Source organism: Ureibacillus xyleni, assembly GCF_900217795.1.
GTDB classification, from domain to species: Bacteria; Bacillota; Bacilli; order Bacillales_A; family Planococcaceae; genus Ureibacillus; species Ureibacillus xyleni.
The window spans coordinates 139,925-157,019 of the sequence record NZ_OBMQ01000008.1 but is presented as its reverse complement, the minus strand read 5'-3'; the positions used below and the strand labels follow the sequence as shown (position 1 = coordinate 157,019).

The window sequence follows — 17,095 nt, the reverse complement described above, 5'->3', positions numbered from 1 at the left end:
CAAAAATTAATCAAAAGTCAACTACAGCAGTGGATTAACGGTCTGCCTAACTATATCAAGGCTTATTTGTCGATTTCAGTCTGCGAAGTTTGAGTTGTTTATTTTTACAATTGACGATAGTTTGTTTTTACAAATAAATGGTAACGAAATGCTTATTGCCACTTTCCTATTCTTTTTCGTTTTATCAATTTTAATGTTTTTCATCGCTTTGATATCTAGAAGAAAACGTCAAAGCAAAATTCAATCAGAAAGTAGTGAACAATAGATGGAGACAGGTGGACAATCAACCTTCACTATTTCAACTTTAAAAGAGCTTTTTCAAAAATCTGCAGATATCATCTTTCATCAATACTCGTTTGGACAATCCACCGTTTATTTTATTAAATGTGAATCAATGGTAGATGAACAACTGCTTTATACCATTGTTCTACCAAATATCGAAAGTCTTTATAAGAGTGAACATGTCGATGAAACCTCCATTGAACAATTGCCATTACCCGAAATAAAAAGGCAAACAAAGGAAGATGAAATTATTACAGACGTCTATAGCGGAAATGTATTAATTTATTTTACAGATTGTCAGCTTCTGTATTCTTCAAATATAGCAAAAAAACCAAATCGAACTCCTGATGAAACGAGTATGGAAGTTGTCGTCAAAGGGCCAAGAGATAATTTTATTGAAGACCTTGCTACAAATATTGCGCTTATTCGGAAAAGATTACCTACAAACTCATTATGTGTAGAAAAATTAACACTCGGCAAAAGATCGAAAACGGAAGTCGCCCTTTTGTACTTTGATGATATTGTAAATAAAGACATATTAACGGAACTTAAAAAACAACTAAATAAAATTAACACCGATGTCATTATCAGTCCATCCACCTTAATGGAACAAGTGAATAAAAAAAACTGGTTTTTACCTATAACCAATGTCACTGCTCGTCCTGACTTTGCCATCCAATCATTATCTCGAGGAAGATTTTTAGTGATGGTGGATGGTAGTTCTTTTGCTGTCATTACGCCTATTAATTTCTTTCATTTATTAAAGACCGCCGAAGATTTTGAATATCCAATTGTTTTTACAACATTTGAAAGGATCTTACGTTTACTTGGTATTTTAATAGGTGTGGCTTTGCCTGCATTTTGGCTAGCATTAACCCTTTTTCATCAAGATCAATTACCACTACAATTGTTGGCAACAGTGGTAATTAGTAATAGAGGGTTGCCATTTCCCGCAGTACTCGAAATGCTTTTGTTACTAACCATGTTTGAATTACTTCGTGAAGCGGGTATGCGACTTCCAACGAAAATTGGAGGAACGATTAGTGTTGTAGGAGGTATTATCATTGGGGATGCAGCCATTCGTTCTGGTATTACTAGTCCAGCTATGGTGGTTATCATCGCTTTATCCACCATTGCTTCCTTTACGATTGCCAATCAATCCCTTGTTACCATCATTAGTATCGCTCGCATCTTTTTTATTATCATCACGGCTTTTTTAGGTTTATTTGGATTTTTCATTTGTATTTATGCATGCGTTTTTTATCTAGCAAGTATTCGTGTTTTTGGGACACCTTATTTTGACATTACAGCAGATTTAAGTTGGTCCTCTTTGAAGAAATCACTGTTTAGGCTTAAAAAGGATAAGTATGGAGAACGGCCCAATATGCTAGATCCCCAAGATTCAACAAGAACTAACGATACCCGAGGGACAGAAGATGACGAAGGTTAAAAAGGTAATATTATTATTTTGGTTATGTACAATTCTTTCTGGATGCTGGGATTTAAAAGAAGTAGAGCGAATGTTCTATATCCATGGTCTCGGCGTAGATTATAAAGATGGTTTATACGAAATTACTTTTCAATTGATTAGTTTCTCGAATGTTGCAAAAACAGAGCAAGTGAACCAAGATGTCATTCAATCAGAAGTTTCTACGGCAAAGGGAAAAACACCAGATGAAGCGATTTTTGATTTATATCATGCCATTGATGAGGTTGTTTATTGGGGACATCTGCAATTTATTGTCTTTAGTGATGAAGTATTGAAAGAAAAACGTCTGGACCCTGTTATTAATATGATTACACGTTTTCGGGATACTAGATACCAAACATGGGTTTATAGTACTGATAAATCAATAGAGGATTTCCTACTCGTTACTCCATTGTTGAAACGTTCTATCACGTTAACTAAACTGGCAGATCCACTAAATTCCTATGATCAAGCGTCGTTTGTGAAACCAATCACTTTAAGACAATTGATAATCGAATTAAATGAACCTAATCATGAAGCGAGAATGCCAGCTATAAAATTAAAAGAGGATTGGAAAACTCAAAAAGGTCCAGATAAATCTGTAGAATTTGAAGGCTATGGTGTAGTTTCTAAACTAGGTTTTAAAGGATTTATAAAAGATGACGATGCCCATGGAATTCAATGGGTTATGGAAGAAACAAAACGAGGTCAAATAACGACGACAACAAAAGGTAATCAAGATTTAACGATTATCATTCAGAATGTTAAACCAAAAATCATTCCGATTGTTAATGGCGATTCCGTAAAATTTGACATCGATGTTCGTTTGACCGGTTCTTTAAATGATTTTATTGGAGATTTAAAAAGTGATGAAATTAAAGAAGTTATTCGAAAAAAGGTTGCGGAGGAGATTTTAGTTAGTTACAAGGCTGCACTTGAAAAAAACATTGATATTTACCGCCTCTCTGAAGTATTATACCGTGATAATGTTAAACTTTGGAAGAAAATTCACAAAGATGGGATTATTCCCTTAACAGAGGATTCCATACGAAATATAAATATAAAAGTTGAAAAATTAGATACAGGAAGAAAATCCTTTGAAGATACGATTGAATAAATATAAGGGGAAACTCTTTACCTTGAGTATCCCCTTTTGTTATTATTCAAAAATATTTAAATACTCACCGTAACCTTCTTCTTCTAGCTTGTGTTTTGGAATAAAGCGTAGTGCTGCTGAGTTAATGCAGTAACGTAATCCACCTAGTTCACGCGGGCCATCTGGAAATACATGTCCTAAATGGGAATCGGCTGTTTTACTGCGCACCTCGACTCTTCTCATGCCATGGGACGTATCAAAATGTTCGGTTACTTCTTGGGCTTCAATTGGTTTTGCAAAGCTTGGCCAACCGCAACCAGCATCGAATTTATCTTTTGAACTGAATAACGGTTTACCTGAAACGATATCTACGTAAATTCCTTCTTCAAAATGTTGATCGTATTCGTTTTGGTAAGGTGGTTCTGTTCCTTGTTGTTGTGTTACATAATACTGCATATCTGTTAACTGCTTTAATCGTTCTTCTTTATTCATGTTTTTTCCCCCAGTGATTTTCTATAAATGCCGCTCTACCCGAACCAATTTGGTAGCGATTATAATGCATCGGATTTTTCTTATAATAATGCTGGTGATAGTCTTCTGCAGGGTAAAAAGGCTTTGCAGGCAAAATTTTTACTGCTATCGGCTTGTTGAACTTTCCTGATTGTTCGAGTCTTTCTTTCGACTCTTCTGCAATTCGTTTTTGTTCTTCATCGTGATAAAATATCGCCGTTGTATACGATTCTCCACGATCATAAAATTGCCCTCCTGGATCGGTTGGGTCTATTAAAGTCCAATACGTTTCGACCAATTTTTCATAAGGGTAAATTTCAGGATTAAACGTAATTTGAACCGCTTCTAAATGGCCTGTCGTTTCTGAACAAACTTGTTCGTATGTTGGGTTTTCTACATGTCCACCTGTATAACCCGATATTACGCTTTCTATTCCCTCTTGCTCGTCAAACGGTTTGACCATACACCAGAAACATCCTCCAGCGAATGTTGCAACTTGATGTGTCATACAACCCCTCCTATTCATTTGGCACAATGATTTCTAATAAAATGCGGTCATTTTTTAAATCAATCTCTTTCGCACGTACTTTTGAGCCAGAGTATAATCGTAGTCTTGATAAATCCACGAAAATTTCTTCCTCATTTGGTCGAATGATAACCCAAGAAGGAAATTGCACCGAATCACTCAATAATTTTAAGACGGTAATCGGCGGTATATTTAGTTTACCAACATTCATGCTCGTTTGCTTTAATCGAATATTCCCATCGTCGTTTACAACCGGATCAAACTCCATTGAAAACGGCACCGTCACACCGAAAACAGTCAGCTCACTCTCTAAAACGATAAAATCACCGACAACAAAATCTACTGGTAGAGCAGAGTTGTTTAATGCGTCTGCTAAATATTTCATGGCTAACTTCTCAAAGTCATCTGCCGTTGTTTCTACAAGAAGAATACTATCTGTTCGTGCAATATTTGTATTTGGCGTTGGAATTGGAACATCTTCAGCTGGTGAAGTCGCCCAAACAATTACAACAGTTATTAAAATAATGAAGAGACCGGTTATTGAAAAAAAGGCGACTTTCCACTTATTCATAAATTCACTCCTACATTCGTCGTAAAATATGTAAAGGGGGATTAACCTTACGAATTGTTCGAAAATAAGATTAACCCTTTAGAATCTTCTTCAATACTACATGACTTCATAATGGACATGATTCGTTCCGTCATGATTGTATAGCCATAACCATTTGGATGGAAAAAGTCTGTATGGTACACTAAATTTGCATTGGCATCGAATAAATCTTCCACGTCCACAAAGCAGGCATTATCATGTTTTTCCGAAAGCTCTTCGATGACCCCGTTCCATTCTGAAATAATTGCCTCAAACTCGGTAATTTCTTCAGTAATTACCGAAAATGGGTTATATAATCCGATTAAAATAATCGGTACATCTGGATTTCTAAGACGAATTTCTTGAATAATTTCGTTATATCTACTTTCAAATTCAACGAGTTCTTTATCAAACGCTTCTCTTTTCAAATCAAAAAGGTCTTTTTTAACAATTTTCATAATATCATTACCACCGATAGTAATGGTAATTAATTCGGAATTTTCGAGCTCTGTATTGTAATGACCTTTTTTAATAAGTGAAAGGAGTTGGTCGCTTCTTCTGCCGCGCTTACCTCGATTATCTAAGACAACTTCAGCGTTTAATGTCCATTCTTCAATTTTCTCCGCTAATCTTTCAGTATACCCATTTTTTTGTTCTTCATCCCCCACGCCACGAGTTAATGAATCTCCTAAAGCGAGATAATATATTTTTGTTTTGTCGTAATTTACTTCCTCAATGATAGGGCTGTCATTTAAAAAATATTGTTCGATTGTTTGGAGAGTTTCGTCATTTGTCTGAGATTGAAGTGTTGTTTCATTCTGCTTTATTTCGCTTTCTTTTGGCATCCTTACTTGTGACTCATGTTCTTTAGTCGTTAGCGATTGTAATTCATTGATTTCGATTGGCTCAACCACTGTGACACACCCAGATAGAAAACAACAACTTAATAGAACGATTGTTAGTAGTCTCATGAAATCCCCCCTTGTGCTATAAATTCAGCTACTAACTTCTTATATCTATTATATGAGAGATTAATAGTATGTTTTCACTTTTTTTCTGATAAATTCATTGTATTAGCCTAGAAATTACTTTATATCTAAAATGAATAGTTTACGTTTCAAATAAATGGTAAAGTGGTATGGAGATGAACAAGATTTACAAAGATGGAGGGATACTTTGGCTAACGTGAGTCGTATACTTTTGATTGCTATCGTTTTGATGACGTTAATTTCCTTTTCAAATTTTTTCGGAATAAATATTGCTGGGTTATCAGTTATCATCGGAATACTATTTTACTTTATTGATAGAAAGTTAAATAACGATTCCCGTGATGCTTTAAAGTTAGTAGGAACACAACTTAAAGATAAAACGATTTGGCTTTGGATTTTTTCCCCTTTAGTCATGAACGTTCTTTGTTTTGTTTTGGCAAGTTTGTTCCTACCAGAATTTATAAAACATACGTATGAAAGAACACAGTTTGCATTAACGGCAGACAAATTGTTGTTACTCATTTTTCAACTTGCCCTTTTTGCGTTAGGGGAAGAAATAGCTTGGCGTGGGTTCTTCCAACGAAATTTAGTAAAAGTATTACCAATTGCTCCTACAGTTATAATAACGTCGATTCTATTTTCAATCGGACATTTTACATTTGGTCAAATGACGATTGTGAGTTTTGATTTGTTCTTTATCTTTATGAATAGTGTTTTGTATGGAATTGTCTTTTACAAAACAAATCATGTGTGGATGAGTGCCCTTTCACATTTTATTGCAAATTTGTTTGCATTTATTGTTATTTTATTGTTGTAGTGAGGCGGATGCAAAAATCCCCTCTTTGCTTATGTATCCCCTGTCAGATAAAAAAAGGACCACGGAAGCGGCCCTTATCATCGTATTACATATCTAATTCTGTGAATGCGTATGGTAACAAATCTTTTAAAGTTAGTTCTAATATTTCCTTTTTCTCATTTGTTAAATAAACTGGCATTGAGGGTGAACAAAATTCTACTAACACTTGTCGGCAAATGCTACATGGGGGTAGATAATCTACTGTATCCCCCGATACCGCGATTGCCTGGAAATCGCCCTTTTTGTAACCATTTGCTATTGCAGTGAAAATTGCTGTCCGCTCAGCACAATTCGTTGCGCCGAATGAAACATTTTCTACGTTAACTCCATTTATGACAGAACCATCTTTTAAAAGTAGTGCGGCTCCTACTGGAAATTTTGAATAAGGTACATAGGCGTTTTTCTTTATCATTCGTGCACTTTCTACTAATTGTTCTTTATCCAATATCTTCATCCCTTTCAAGCTAATCTTAAGAAGTTAAGCATATCAAAAAAGCGAGTTCCTTGCTCATTTTCGACATCACTTTCTCCTCTTGATACATATAGTTCGCAAAATAACTGTGCATTCCTCTAAATTACGGGGAATTTCTTGCTTTGCTATTTAGATCGAATACCTGCTTCTTTTATCTCAACTTGTGTTTCCACATCCACCGATAAATTTTTATAGACTTCCCGCCATTTTTCTGCCGTTCTCACCTCAGTATCCCAATAACTGCGTAAGCTACCTCGAACATACTCACCAAATCCGAAAATATCAGATTGTTTTTCTTGTGTTTCTTTAATTAATTGTTCACACTGCTCTTTAATTAAACCTTCTGTAATCTTTTCAATTTTTTGAGAAACCTCCTGGCTATCAATGGTCATATTTCTTTTTTCCACAATATTTCCGATAACTTTCAAATTTACTTTGATATGGGGACGTCCATCTTTTAATGTTGCCTTGATTTTCGATTTGCGCACGGTAGATTGAAACATAACAGATTCATCCTCCGACAATTTTACGAGTGCTTTAGAACCACCCGGATTTTGTTCTGTTATTCCATTAAAATAAGCAATTTGGTAAGGTTCTAAATTACCTACCATCTTCATGTCTTTAAAATAAGCTAGACCACTAATTTGTATATGCTCTTTTTCTTCTACAGTAATATAAGGCAAATACCCGTCTTGTCCTAAATTTTCTAGACCTACCCAAAACTCACCGACTTTGCCTTTAGGGAATTTCCCCATTTTTATTGCATTATCCAACATTCCACTCAAATATAAAACAGGTACTCGCTCTAATTTAGGCGCAATTTTTAATGTTTCTTCTGCCATTTTGCCATTTACTAGTAGCCAGGTATCTCGACGAATTTCTGGATGACGCTTAATGTAATCAGAAATTTCCTTTATTCCTTTTTCGGCAACTTCTTTGGAAATAATAATAATTTTTAAATGACCTAAAAAGAGCGTTGAGCCTAATTGCTGTTGCAGGTTACTAATAGCATCATCCATCGAATGGCCAATTGCTTTGACTACCCAAACCGTGTCTTCTGGTCCACCACCACCTCCACCTTGTGATGGACCTAGTGGAATTTGACCTGGTACAGCTAATTGGGCCGTGATTTTGACCATTCCGATTTCAGAAGTAGGGATATTATCACTATTTGGGTGATTAATTGGTTCGTCAGATGTCTCTTCATCGTGTAAATCAATAGATAATCCTAAAATGGTTGCTCGTTCTTCAATCTCCATTCGATCCCAACAACCAGCCATCAACAAAACAAGGATTACCAAAAGCACAGATTTCGCCGCATGCTTCATTTCATCACTTTTCCTTTCTTCCGAATTAATGCGATGAAAAGCAAAAATAATGGATAAATCATCGTAATGATTAAACCCCATTTCCCTACTAGTTCAATTAATTCGAATAAGTGGAAAATATTTTGAGGGTACATAGCTGCGCCAAACACAAGAGGTAACGCTATATAGGATAATACTCGATGACTTTTCAAATTAAAAAGTTGACTACCTGTATAAATGATAATCAAATATCCTGATAAAATGGTTGTAAATGCAGATAACACCCATATTCCTAAGAACAAAATATCAAGTCTTTCCAGTAATTCAAGCGGTAACTGGACCATCCGAGTCAATACATAGAGTGGCCATAGTGGAGATTTTGCCTCCATACTCCCAAATACTCCAATGGTGACAAAAAGCGTAAGTATAATGAGAAGAGAGGAAAAAAGTCCACCTAGTAAGCTACCTCGAATCGCATTTTTTGGACTATGTGTATGTGGCGTTAACACTGTCAATAAAAATATCCCAATATGAACAAAAGGAAAAGCTGCAATCGTTAACCCTCCCTGTAAAAAATCAGAAAAAGTATTACCGTTCCCCAAGAATGGCTTCACATATCGAATGTCTACATTTTCTAAAGCAAGTACAATTAATAACAATAAAGGTATTAATAAAAATGGAAAATAGAAAAAGTGAATGTATGAAATGGTCGTAATATCATTTCTAGTAGCAATTGCCACGATGATTAGCATCGCCCCTACTAACACAATCATGGGTGTATCTGGGTAAAGAAAAGAACTTAACATAAATGAAAACTCTCTTGTTATGAACCCAATTAACAAAATGAAAAAGACAAGAATAAATAAACCAAACAGAAACGACAACTTTTTCCCGATGATTTGTTTGCTAAATTGAATAAAGGAAGTTTTCGGGAAACGATACCCTAAAAGAGTCATAATCCCCATTCCAATCATCATAATTCCTAAACCGATAATGGTTACGAGAACTGCACCTGAATTTACATGCTCACTGGCAATTCTCGGTAACCCCAAAATTGAAATCCCAATCATACTATTGAAAATCGACATCATCGTTTGACTAGCGGTAATTTGTCTTGGCTCTCTCATTGGTCTTCCTCTTTCATATCTGTATGACGTTCAGGTCCTAATGGGTTTGTTGTTGGATATTCTTTCGGGTTGTTTATTCTTTGGCTATTTTTCACAAACAGCTCTTCTGGTCGATCAATTAACCAACGTAACGGTACACGAATAAAGGAATCTCGTAATCCGCCCCAATTCATCGGACTAATTGGGCTTAAATATGGAACACCAAAGGAACGGAGCGATAAGAGGTGATTCATGATTAAAATTAACCCTAAAATTAATCCATACAATCCTAAAACCCCTGTCGTAAATATTAAAAAGAACCGAAGCATTCGAAAACCATTTGCCATACTATACGTTGGGGTTGCAAATGATCCAATTGTTGTAATGGCAATGACGACAACGGTGATAGGACTAACAAACCCCGCCATAACGGCAGCTTGTCCAACAACTAGCACCCCAACAATCGATAAGGCTCCCCCGACTTGTTTTGGCATTCGAACGGTTGCCTCCCTCAAAATTTCCATCGCGGCTTCCATCAGAAATACTTCAATTACTGCAGGGAATGGAACACCCGCACGACCACTTGTAATGGCAACGGAAAAGGCTGTAGGAATAAGCTCTGGATGATACGAAATAATGGCTACATATGTAGAAGGAGTGACTAGAGAAAAAATAATTGAAAAAATACGCGTCATTCGGATGACGGACATTACATTTGTGCGTTCATTGTAATCTTCTGATGATTGATAGAACATAATGAAGGTGCCCGGTACAATTAATGCAATTGGAGACCCATCGACCATAATGACGACTCTTCCCTCAAGCAGATTTCCAACTGCAACATCTGGTCGCTCGGTATTTTTTACTTGTGGAAAAGGAGAACGGGGATTGTCCTGAATAAATTGTTCCAAATAACCAGAATCTAGCACACGGTCGATATCAATTCTTTCTAAACGTTTCTCAACATCTTCTACGAGAGAAGGATTAGTAATGTTCTCCATATAAAAGATACATACCGTTGATTTTGTTATGCGCCCTATTTGCTTGGATTTTACCTTGAATTCTGGAACCGGAATTCGATCGCGAAGAAGGGAAATGTTCGTTTCAAGAGATTCAATAAAACCATCTCGAGGTCCGCGAATCACTTGCTCTGTTTCAGGTTGAGCAATAGAACGTTTTTCTAACTTTTTTGTGTTGATGAGTATGACTTCTGGAATTCCCTCAATTATTAAGATAGTGTTTCCACGTAATAGTCCATTCACGATGTCCGCTAATTGAACGGCTTGTTGAACATCGGCATGGTAAAGTGTTTGCCGAATAACTACTTCCTTTAATGAGATTTCGTGATTGCTTATAGTGTTAATAAGTAGCGGTTTAATAATATCCTCACTAATATCCTTTTTGTCTACCAAACTGCTGAAATACATGATTGTCGCATTTATATTTCCAAAAACGACAAGTTCTCTAATCGCAAAATCGGCTTCATCTTCAAAGACTTGTTGAATTTGGTGAATTGCTGTCGGATAGTCTGTTTTCAACATTTCATTAACAACTATTTTTTCGCTAATTGTTTCAGCTTTTTTGTTTTCAGAAGAGGACGTATGGCTCTTTTTAAAGCGATTCCAAATAGACATATTCATTCCTCCCTCAAGAGTTTGCGTAGAGCGTACTGTCATTTAGTATGCCGATAGCGAACTTTTACATACCTGGAAACAAAAAAAGAAATGGACAATTGGTTCAAAAAAAAACTGATGAAGTATTTCTTCACCAGTTTGAAATGAACGTGTGTTATGCAGATTTTTCAACTTTTTTATCTTTTGATATGAACCAACCAGCTATTGCAATGAGAATTAACACGGCATAAAAGAACAGTTTCCAATCTGTGGAGTGAGCAAATTCATAAGATAACACTCCAATATCTGGATGCCCCAATGTTAACACCGCAAGCTTTACACCTACCCAACCGACAATGGCAAATGCTGCTATTTCAAGTCCTGGTCTTGTTTGTAGCAATTTCACAAACAAGTTTGCAGCAAAACGCATTATAATTAACCCAATTAATCCACCCATAAAGATGACAAGGAACTTTCCACCATCCATCCCGCCAATTTGAGGGAAATCTGTATTTGGCAGCGTCATCGCTAGGGCAACTGCGGCTAGAATCGAGTCAATTGCAAAGGCGATATCTGCTAACTCTACCTTGATTACTGTACCCCAGAAACCCGATTTTTTCTTCTCTTTTTCCTTGTCCTCTTCTTTATTTTTAAAGACAAGTTTTCTTACGATATGATTGATTGATATAAACAGCAGATACAAAGCTCCGAGCGCTTGAATTTGCCATACATCGACGAGGAAGGAAATAATAAATAATGAAGCAAAGCGAAAAATGAATGCTCCAGCTAACCCATAAAACAGCGCTTTTTTTCTTTCTTTGTCAGGAAGATGCTTCACCATAATAGCTAAAACAAGTGCGTTATCAGCTGCAAGCAGTCCTTCAAGGGCAACTAATAGCAGCAACACCCATCCGTACTCCAATAAAATTGATACTTCCAATAAAATAAACCTCCCTAAGGTCCATACTTTCATAAATAAAAAACTATAATTTTTGCTATATATATTCTTTCACAATTTTAGAACTTGATACTCAACCGGGAAGTTGTAAAACATAAATAGAGTGAAGAAAAACTCTTCACTCTAGTACACGTACTCAATTTATCTCTTCTATTTGTCTTGAACCATCAAAACACCTATCTACCGCATCATTTAGTACCTTTTCGACTAGTACAATGACATCTTCTGGAATCTCCATCCCATCCCAATGAAGGCCTCGTTTTAAGCAAACTTCCTTAAATTTTGTATTTAAGTATTCAGTAGAGTTTCGCTGGTCGGTAAGTCCGAGAATATAATCAACGGAAACACCGTAGAGTTTAGAGAAACTTTTTAACTTGTCTATTGGTGGTTGACGGTATTTGGCTTCATACGATGCATAACTTGACTTTTTGATTCCTACAAACTGCCCTACCTGTTCCATCGTATATCCATGTTCTAACCGCAATGTTCGTAACCGCTCACCGTACATATCCTGTAGTTCCTCCTAGTTTCATCGTGGAAATTGAAGTTTACTTACTTTCGCATTTTGTTTTGTATCGTGCCAATTTGTTTGAAATGTGGAAAATTGAATTTTGGTATTCCATCACTTTTTGTTTGACGAATTGAATTTGCTCAGTTGTAGGTCTTTCTTTTTTAGTTTGGTACATTGCAAAGGTTCCTATAATTGTTTGATCGCGAAAAAAAGGAACCGACCATAAAGATTTGAATCCACATTCTTGCATGAGCACTTTTTCATGTGAAATTTCTTTCATTGCATCCACATAAACAAAATCCTTTTTGGCAATGGCTTTTCCGCATACCATTTCATGAAAAACTTGTTGTTCATTTACATGATAGAAAAAATCAAAATAATGAAGCGGAATGTTCGGAGCCGCCCCGTGATAGATTTTGTTCTCTTCTTTTACATAGAATAACAATGTTGCAAAACCTGTTGGAATGACCTTTTCTAGATCCAAACAAAGAGTGCCTAATTTCATTTTTGCCTCAATGACACGGAATTCTTCTTCTGTTATATAGCTGTTAATCATCGTCTCCAGAAGTACACGAATGTTATCTTCTTTTTTATTAAGAAAAGGGTTAATTTGTGATAGCAATTCCCTTACATTTTTATTCGCCATATACTTTTTCATTTGAACAACAATATGATTATTTTCCATAATTCCCCCTAAAAAACGTTATATGGTAACGATATCCAAAAATTAGAGAGATTAATCATTACAAAGAGAGGTCTTTAATAATATAAATTACTTTTCCAAAAAAAAATGCCAAACCCTATTTTACTAGGCATCTGACACTTTGAAATCGATTGATTATTGAATACCTGTATATTTGCCTAACAAATACACTTGAATCACTCTTCCTAGTAACGAGAATGATAAGTCTTCCATTTTGGTACCTTCTTTAATGAAGTTATTATTGATGCAATAGTCGAGTGATTTTTTAGCTAATGGTAAAGAGCGAACTTCCTGCTCAATGGACCAAGTAATTTGACTTTCCCCTATAAATAAATTTTTATTAAAGTATTTCCTTGCGACCATTCGACAAGCTCTAATAAAATAATCAACACCTTGAAAAAGTATATCTCTCATTATATAGAGAACTTCACTCGATGATGTTGTGCCATAGTCAGTTGGAACACGTGCAATGTTTTTAGAGGCTTTTGTTGTAATTTTCCGCATGGAGTAATTAAAGAACTGACTACTTCGAGGCAATTGATAAGAATATCTGACTAATTCAAGTTCCCATAGAGGCGCATATGAGGGTAAAAATTTAGACATAACGGAAAAGTTTATTGAGTTTTCTTTTCCTTTTAACTGAAAGAATAGAGAATCATAGGTTTGGGTATTGAAAGGCATTTTATATTTTTCAAGTTCTTGCACGATTCTTTGCTTGAGTATTTGTCTATTTTTTTCTAATGCTTCGCCAAACGCAACATGTTCCTTTTGAAAGTGAATTCTTTGTTCGTAGAAACGATTTAAATTTACACTTTTTTTCCGATAAAATGGAAAATCTGCCAGCCACCATATTTCCTTGTGCATTTCTCCCCCGGCACCAGTAATATAACAATGAAATCCTTTGTTTTTTCGATTTTTTACAAAAGTATGTATTCTTATATATGAGTTATTTAAAAATAGTGAAATTCCTTGTGCATTTTGGAAGAGTGATAAAATATATTGTTCTGTAACATTTACTTTTGGCGTTTCAATGACCTCACTAAAACTACCTCCAGCTTTTGCTACCTTTTGTGAGATGACGATATCTTTACTTTTCGGATTATTTCCACTAATAAAGGGTTTGATTGGTATATGCTGGTTCAAATTTGCAAATATCATCCTACTGTCATATCCCCCAGTTAAAGACATTGTTACCGATAAATCAGAAAGGGAGTAGGCCATTTCTTTGAAAAATTCATTCACATCTTTTATGGATGAAGGCTTATCAATTCCACCAATAGTTTTATCTTTGACAATCAAATTGCCATTTTCAAGTAAATAATAATGACGGGGTTCAGACAGTTTTATATTTTTATATAAAGTTTTTCCAAAAAGGACTTTTCCAAATTCAAGATATTCGCAAAGTGCATCATGATCGAACTGTCGTGCTTTATTTTCCTTGATCACCTCAAGGAAATTTGTTCCAAGAAAATGGTCACCGATAAAAAAACAATGTAAATGACTATGATCCGTAAACATTGTTAGTTTCCCATTCGGTTCTTGAATAACGACATAATAAGAACCAAATAGTTCGATAAATGGTATGGTCCTTTGTTTTTCATAAATATTTGCTAATTTTTTAATTGTTTCTTCTCCAGCTTTTTGATTACGCATCCATATTATTCCTGAGTAAAAATACTTAATGTTATTTTGTTCAAAGCACTCGAAGCCTTTCGTGTCGACAATTCCATTTGGATAGGAAATTAACACTAAGACCCTCCCTTATATAATTTTTTCCAGTATAATGGAAACGCTATTACTATGATTATGTAAGTAGTTTGTTTGTTATGCTTCCCTTTTACTACAATACATTCATTTCTAGGTAAAATGGCGTAATAAAAAGTGCCAACCTATTAGATTGACACTCAAGTTTTACTCAATTTCAAGAAAGCCTTGTTTTAAGCATGTAGCGATTTGAAATTTCTTTTTCCCATTATTAAAACGAATTTCTAATAATTCATCATCACAGGAAACAATTTCGCCTGGTCCGAACACAATATGTTTTACTTTAAGCCCTACTTTCAACAAAGAACGTTCTTTAATTCCATTTGGGTTCGCTGGCCGTTCTTTCACTTTCTTCTCTCGTTTTATTGGTTTCTTTTGATCATTCGGATGCATGATTTGGTGAACCTGGTCGATAAATTCTGATTTTTTTACAGGTGCATGAAATTTCCTTGCGTAAGAGATTAATTCTAAGTGGGCAATGGCTCTTGTCATGCCAACATAGAAAAGGCGAACCTCTTCTTCTCTTTCTTCTTCTCCACCTTCATCTTCATCTTTTGTATGGGAGGGGATGATTCCATCGATTAAATCAATCATATAAACGGTTTGAAACTCTAAACCTTTCGAGCTATGTAACGTTGAAAAAGTAACTGCATTTTTCCCTTTATTGAATTTTGATGTTTTCATTAATGAATCCAAATGATTTAGACGGTTTACAAACTCCACCATTGTCGTTGTAGAGTCAGCAATCTGTTCTAACGTGTTTAATAATTCGATTAAATTGTTTAAATTATATCCGAACTTCTCACTGCGATATTCAAGTACACGTTCAAAGCCTAGGTCATCTCGAATCATTTGAAGAACGCGTTTTGGTGAAGCATCGTGCATACGATCGTAAGTTTTTTTAAAATGGACAATCTTCTTATTTTGATAGTCTTCTAACTTTACAGAAGATAAGAGATTATCAAAAACCGATTCATTGTTTTGTACTTTTTTTAATTGTTCCATTTGAGACAATTTGAAATATCCGTTAAATTTCGAATAAATTCTTTCAAATACATCGACACGGCTCGTATTATAAGATAGGCGCATAAAATTTTTAATATCTTCAACGACCCAGTGATGAAAGAAACGGTTGTCCACATCTTTCATATAGAATGGAATGTTTGCTTTATCAAAAGCATCGATTAATAAAATAGACGAACTATTATTTCGATATAAAATCGCGACATCTTGAAGATTATCGATAGTTGAAATTTGGTTGATTAAGTAAGTTGCTTGAACTTGATAATCTTTTAATGATTTGATTTTGATTCGTTCATGGGATGGGTTTTCCGTAAACATGTTTTTGTTATATCGTTTTTTATTTTGTTTAATGAAGGTGTTTGCTACTTCCACAATGTCTTTAGAAGAGCGGTAGTTTTGAACCATCATTAAAATTTTTGCATTAGGGTAAATCTTTTTAAAGTCTAATAAATATTGAGGTTCTGCTCCTCGCCAACTGTAAATGGATTGGTCTTCATCTGCAACGACACATAAGTTTTGATGTTGTTGTACGAGTTTTTCAATAATGAAATGTTGCACTAATGATGTATCTTGACTTTCATCAGTGAGAATGTAATCGTATCGTTCTTGGTACCTTCTTAAAATGTCTTTGTTGTTTTCTAACACTTGGTTGGCGATAATCAGCATGTCATCAAAATCGAGTAACAATTTAGGAGAACCATTCGTTTTAAACTGTTCATAGCGTTTGACGATTTGTTCCTTTTTCGGAATGCTAATGGAAATAGAGCTCCATTCATTTTCAGGTATTAATTTATTTTTGATGTAACTAATAAAGGTGATTAATTCCTCTAATTGGTCTTCTGTAATTGGTTCATGATTAATAGCTTTATAAATATCCCGCAAAATGATTTTCTTATTGTACCCTTCATTATTTCCTTCGATTAGTTGATACTCTATTCGTTGCTTTGCGAAATATTCACGAACCACTTGATAAGCTAAGCTATGGATTGTAGAAAAGTCGACTAGAGGGAGGTCCGGGAAAAATCGTTGAAATCGCTCTTCCATATCCTTGGCCGATGCTCTACTAAACGTAACGGCTTTAATTCTTGACGGATGAACACCTAGTACTTCGATTAAATAGCCAATCTTCATAATGATGGTCGTCGTTTTTCCCGACCCAGGTGAAGCGAGTAAAAGGAGCGGTCCCTCATTTGTTAATACTGCTTCTTTTTGTACCTCATTGAGTGTTACGCCTAATTCATTTTTCTTTTTCGTGAAAAAATCCCCGAATTGCATTTCGAATAACCCCTTTTAAATGAAAAAAGTCGATTAACATTATACTA

Annotated in this window: 16 protein-coding genes; 3 read left to right on the top strand and 13 right to left on the bottom strand. The window is 35.2% G+C overall.

Going from position 1 to position 17,095, the window contains the following annotated elements; genetic code table 11:
* Positions 1-265: 265 nt before the first annotated feature.
* Both CRO00_RS12925 and CRO00_RS12920 read left to right on the top strand, forming a co-directional pair.
* The gene (locus CRO00_RS12925) at positions 266-1,732 is read left to right on the top strand and encodes a spore germination protein (protein ID WP_097074092.1); all 1,467 of its coding nucleotides are present in this window, start codon (positions 266-268) and stop codon (positions 1,730-1,732) included.
* Positions 1,719-2,867, top strand: coding sequence for a Ger(x)C family spore germination protein (locus CRO00_RS12920; RefSeq protein ID WP_097074091.1), 1,149 nt, complete (start codon positions 1,719-1,721; stop codon positions 2,865-2,867). The genes CRO00_RS12925 and CRO00_RS12920 overlap by 14 nt, the downstream gene beginning before the upstream one ends.
* A 42-nt stretch (positions 2,868-2,909) precedes the next feature.
* Here the strand turns inward: CRO00_RS12920 and msrB are convergent, their stop codons facing one another.
* Genes msrB through CRO00_RS12900 form a run of 4 tightly spaced genes read right to left on the bottom strand, consistent with a single transcriptional unit; the run spans position 2,910 to position 5,442 of the window.
* On the bottom strand, positions 2,910-3,338 hold the full coding sequence (gene msrB / locus CRO00_RS12915; RefSeq protein ID WP_097074090.1) for a peptide-methionine (R)-S-oxide reductase MsrB: 429 nt from the start codon (positions 3,336-3,338) through the stop codon (positions 2,910-2,912).
* Positions 3,331-3,864, bottom strand: coding sequence for a peptide-methionine (S)-S-oxide reductase MsrA (gene msrA, locus CRO00_RS12910; RefSeq protein ID WP_097074089.1), 534 nt, complete (start codon positions 3,862-3,864; stop codon positions 3,331-3,333). The genes msrB and msrA overlap by 8 nt, the downstream gene beginning before the upstream one ends.
* Before the next feature lie 10 nt (positions 3,865-3,874).
* On the bottom strand, positions 3,875-4,453 hold the full coding sequence (locus tag CRO00_RS12905; protein ID WP_097074088.1) for a YpmS family protein: 579 nt from the start codon (positions 4,451-4,453) through the stop codon (positions 3,875-3,877).
* A 47-nt stretch (positions 4,454-4,500) separates the two neighbouring features.
* Entirely contained in the window at positions 4,501-5,442 is a 942-nt protein-coding gene (locus CRO00_RS12900; RefSeq protein ID WP_237658417.1) for a GDSL-type esterase/lipase family protein, read from the bottom strand.
* Positions 5,443-5,656: 214 nt separating this feature from the next.
* Between CRO00_RS12900 and CRO00_RS12895 the strand changes: the two genes are divergently transcribed.
* Positions 5,657-6,277, top strand: coding sequence for a CPBP family intramembrane glutamic endopeptidase (locus CRO00_RS12895; protein ID WP_237658420.1), 621 nt, complete (start codon positions 5,657-5,659; stop codon positions 6,275-6,277).
* A gap of 85 nt (positions 6,278-6,362) precedes the next feature.
* On the opposite strand, the gene CRO00_RS12890 is transcribed toward CRO00_RS12895, so the two are convergent.
* From CRO00_RS12890 to CRO00_RS12850, 9 genes are all read right to left on the bottom strand, one after another.
* Complete coding sequence (locus CRO00_RS12890) at positions 6,363-6,761, bottom strand: cytidine deaminase (RefSeq protein ID WP_097074086.1); 399 nt, start codon at positions 6,759-6,761, stop codon at positions 6,363-6,365.
* Positions 6,762-6,913: 152 nt separating this feature from the next.
* On the bottom strand, positions 6,914-8,197 hold the full coding sequence (locus CRO00_RS12885) for a Ger(x)C family spore germination protein (RefSeq protein ID WP_097074085.1): 1,284 nt from the start codon (positions 8,195-8,197) through the stop codon (positions 6,914-6,916).
* Positions 8,113-9,222, bottom strand: coding sequence for a GerAB/ArcD/ProY family transporter (locus CRO00_RS12880; RefSeq protein ID WP_097074084.1), 1,110 nt, complete (start codon positions 9,220-9,222; stop codon positions 8,113-8,115). Before CRO00_RS12880 ends, CRO00_RS12885 begins: the two co-directional genes overlap by 85 nt.
* Entirely contained in the window at positions 9,219-10,835 is a 1,617-nt protein-coding gene (locus tag CRO00_RS12875) for a spore germination protein (RefSeq protein WP_237658416.1), read from the bottom strand. Before CRO00_RS12875 ends, CRO00_RS12880 begins: the two co-directional genes overlap by 4 nt.
* Before the next feature lie 154 nt (positions 10,836-10,989).
* A complete protein-coding gene (locus tag CRO00_RS12870; protein ID WP_097074083.1) occupies positions 10,990-11,754 on the bottom strand; it encodes a TerC family protein in 765 nt (254 codons plus the stop codon).
* Positions 11,755-11,908: 154 nt separating this feature from the next.
* Positions 11,909-12,280 carry a helix-turn-helix domain-containing protein gene (locus tag CRO00_RS12865; protein ID WP_097074082.1) on the bottom strand — a complete coding sequence of 124 codons (372 nt, stop codon included), beginning with the start codon at positions 12,278-12,280 and terminating at the stop codon, positions 11,909-11,911.
* Positions 12,281-12,320: 40 nt separating this feature from the next.
* Positions 12,321-12,968, bottom strand: a complete 648-nt coding sequence (locus tag CRO00_RS12860; protein WP_097074081.1) for a GAF domain-containing protein — start codon at positions 12,966-12,968, stop codon at positions 12,321-12,323.
* Positions 12,969-13,121: 153 nt separating this feature from the next.
* The gene (locus tag CRO00_RS12855; RefSeq protein WP_161946689.1) at positions 13,122-14,639 is read right to left on the bottom strand and encodes a hypothetical protein; all 1,518 of its coding nucleotides are present in this window, start codon (positions 14,637-14,639) and stop codon (positions 13,122-13,124) included.
* Positions 14,640-14,897: 258 nt separating this feature from the next.
* A complete protein-coding gene (locus CRO00_RS12850) occupies positions 14,898-17,048 on the bottom strand; it encodes an ATP-dependent helicase (RefSeq protein WP_097074079.1) in 2,151 nt (716 codons plus the stop codon).
* Positions 17,049-17,095: the final 47 nt, after the last annotated feature.

Excerpts from the sequence above, each read along its gene's own strand:
- CRO00_RS12900 (WP_237658417.1), bottom strand. The coding sequence starts at position 5,442 with ATGAGACTACTAACAATCGTTCTATTAAGTTGTTGTTTTCTATCTGGG.
- CRO00_RS12855 (WP_161946689.1), bottom strand. The coding sequence starts at position 14,639 with ATGCGTAATCAAAAAGCTGGAGAAGAAACAATTAAAAAATTAGCAAAT.
- CRO00_RS12885 (WP_097074085.1), bottom strand. The coding sequence starts at position 8,197 with ATGGGGTTTAATCATTACGATGATTTATCCATTATTTTTGCTTTTCAT.
- msrA (WP_097074089.1), bottom strand. The coding sequence starts at position 3,864 with ATGACACATCAAGTTGCAACATTCGCTGGAGGATGTTTCTGGTGTATG.
- CRO00_RS12925 (WP_097074092.1), top strand. The coding sequence starts at position 266 with ATGGAGACAGGTGGACAATCAACCTTCACTATTTCAACTTTAAAAGAG.
- CRO00_RS12880 (WP_097074084.1), bottom strand. The coding sequence starts at position 9,222 with ATGAGAGAGCCAAGACAAATTACCGCTAGTCAAACGATGATGTCGATT.
- CRO00_RS12875 (WP_237658416.1), bottom strand. The coding sequence starts at position 10,835 with ATGTCTATTTGGAATCGCTTTAAAAAGAGCCATACGTCCTCTTCTGAA.
- CRO00_RS12865 (WP_097074082.1), bottom strand. The coding sequence starts at position 12,280 with ATGTACGGTGAGCGGTTACGAACATTGCGGTTAGAACATGGATATACG.
- CRO00_RS12850 (WP_097074079.1), bottom strand. The coding sequence starts at position 17,048 with ATGCAATTCGGGGATTTTTTCACGAAAAAGAAAAATGAATTAGGCGTA.
- CRO00_RS12920 (WP_097074091.1), top strand. The coding sequence starts at position 1,719 with ATGACGAAGGTTAAAAAGGTAATATTATTATTTTGGTTATGTACAATT.
- CRO00_RS12905 (WP_097074088.1), bottom strand. The coding sequence starts at position 4,453 with ATGAATAAGTGGAAAGTCGCCTTTTTTTCAATAACCGGTCTCTTCATT.
- CRO00_RS12860 (WP_097074081.1), bottom strand. The coding sequence starts at position 12,968 with ATGGAAAATAATCATATTGTTGTTCAAATGAAAAAGTATATGGCGAAT.
- msrB (WP_097074090.1), bottom strand. The coding sequence starts at position 3,338 with ATGAATAAAGAAGAACGATTAAAGCAGTTAACAGATATGCAGTATTAT.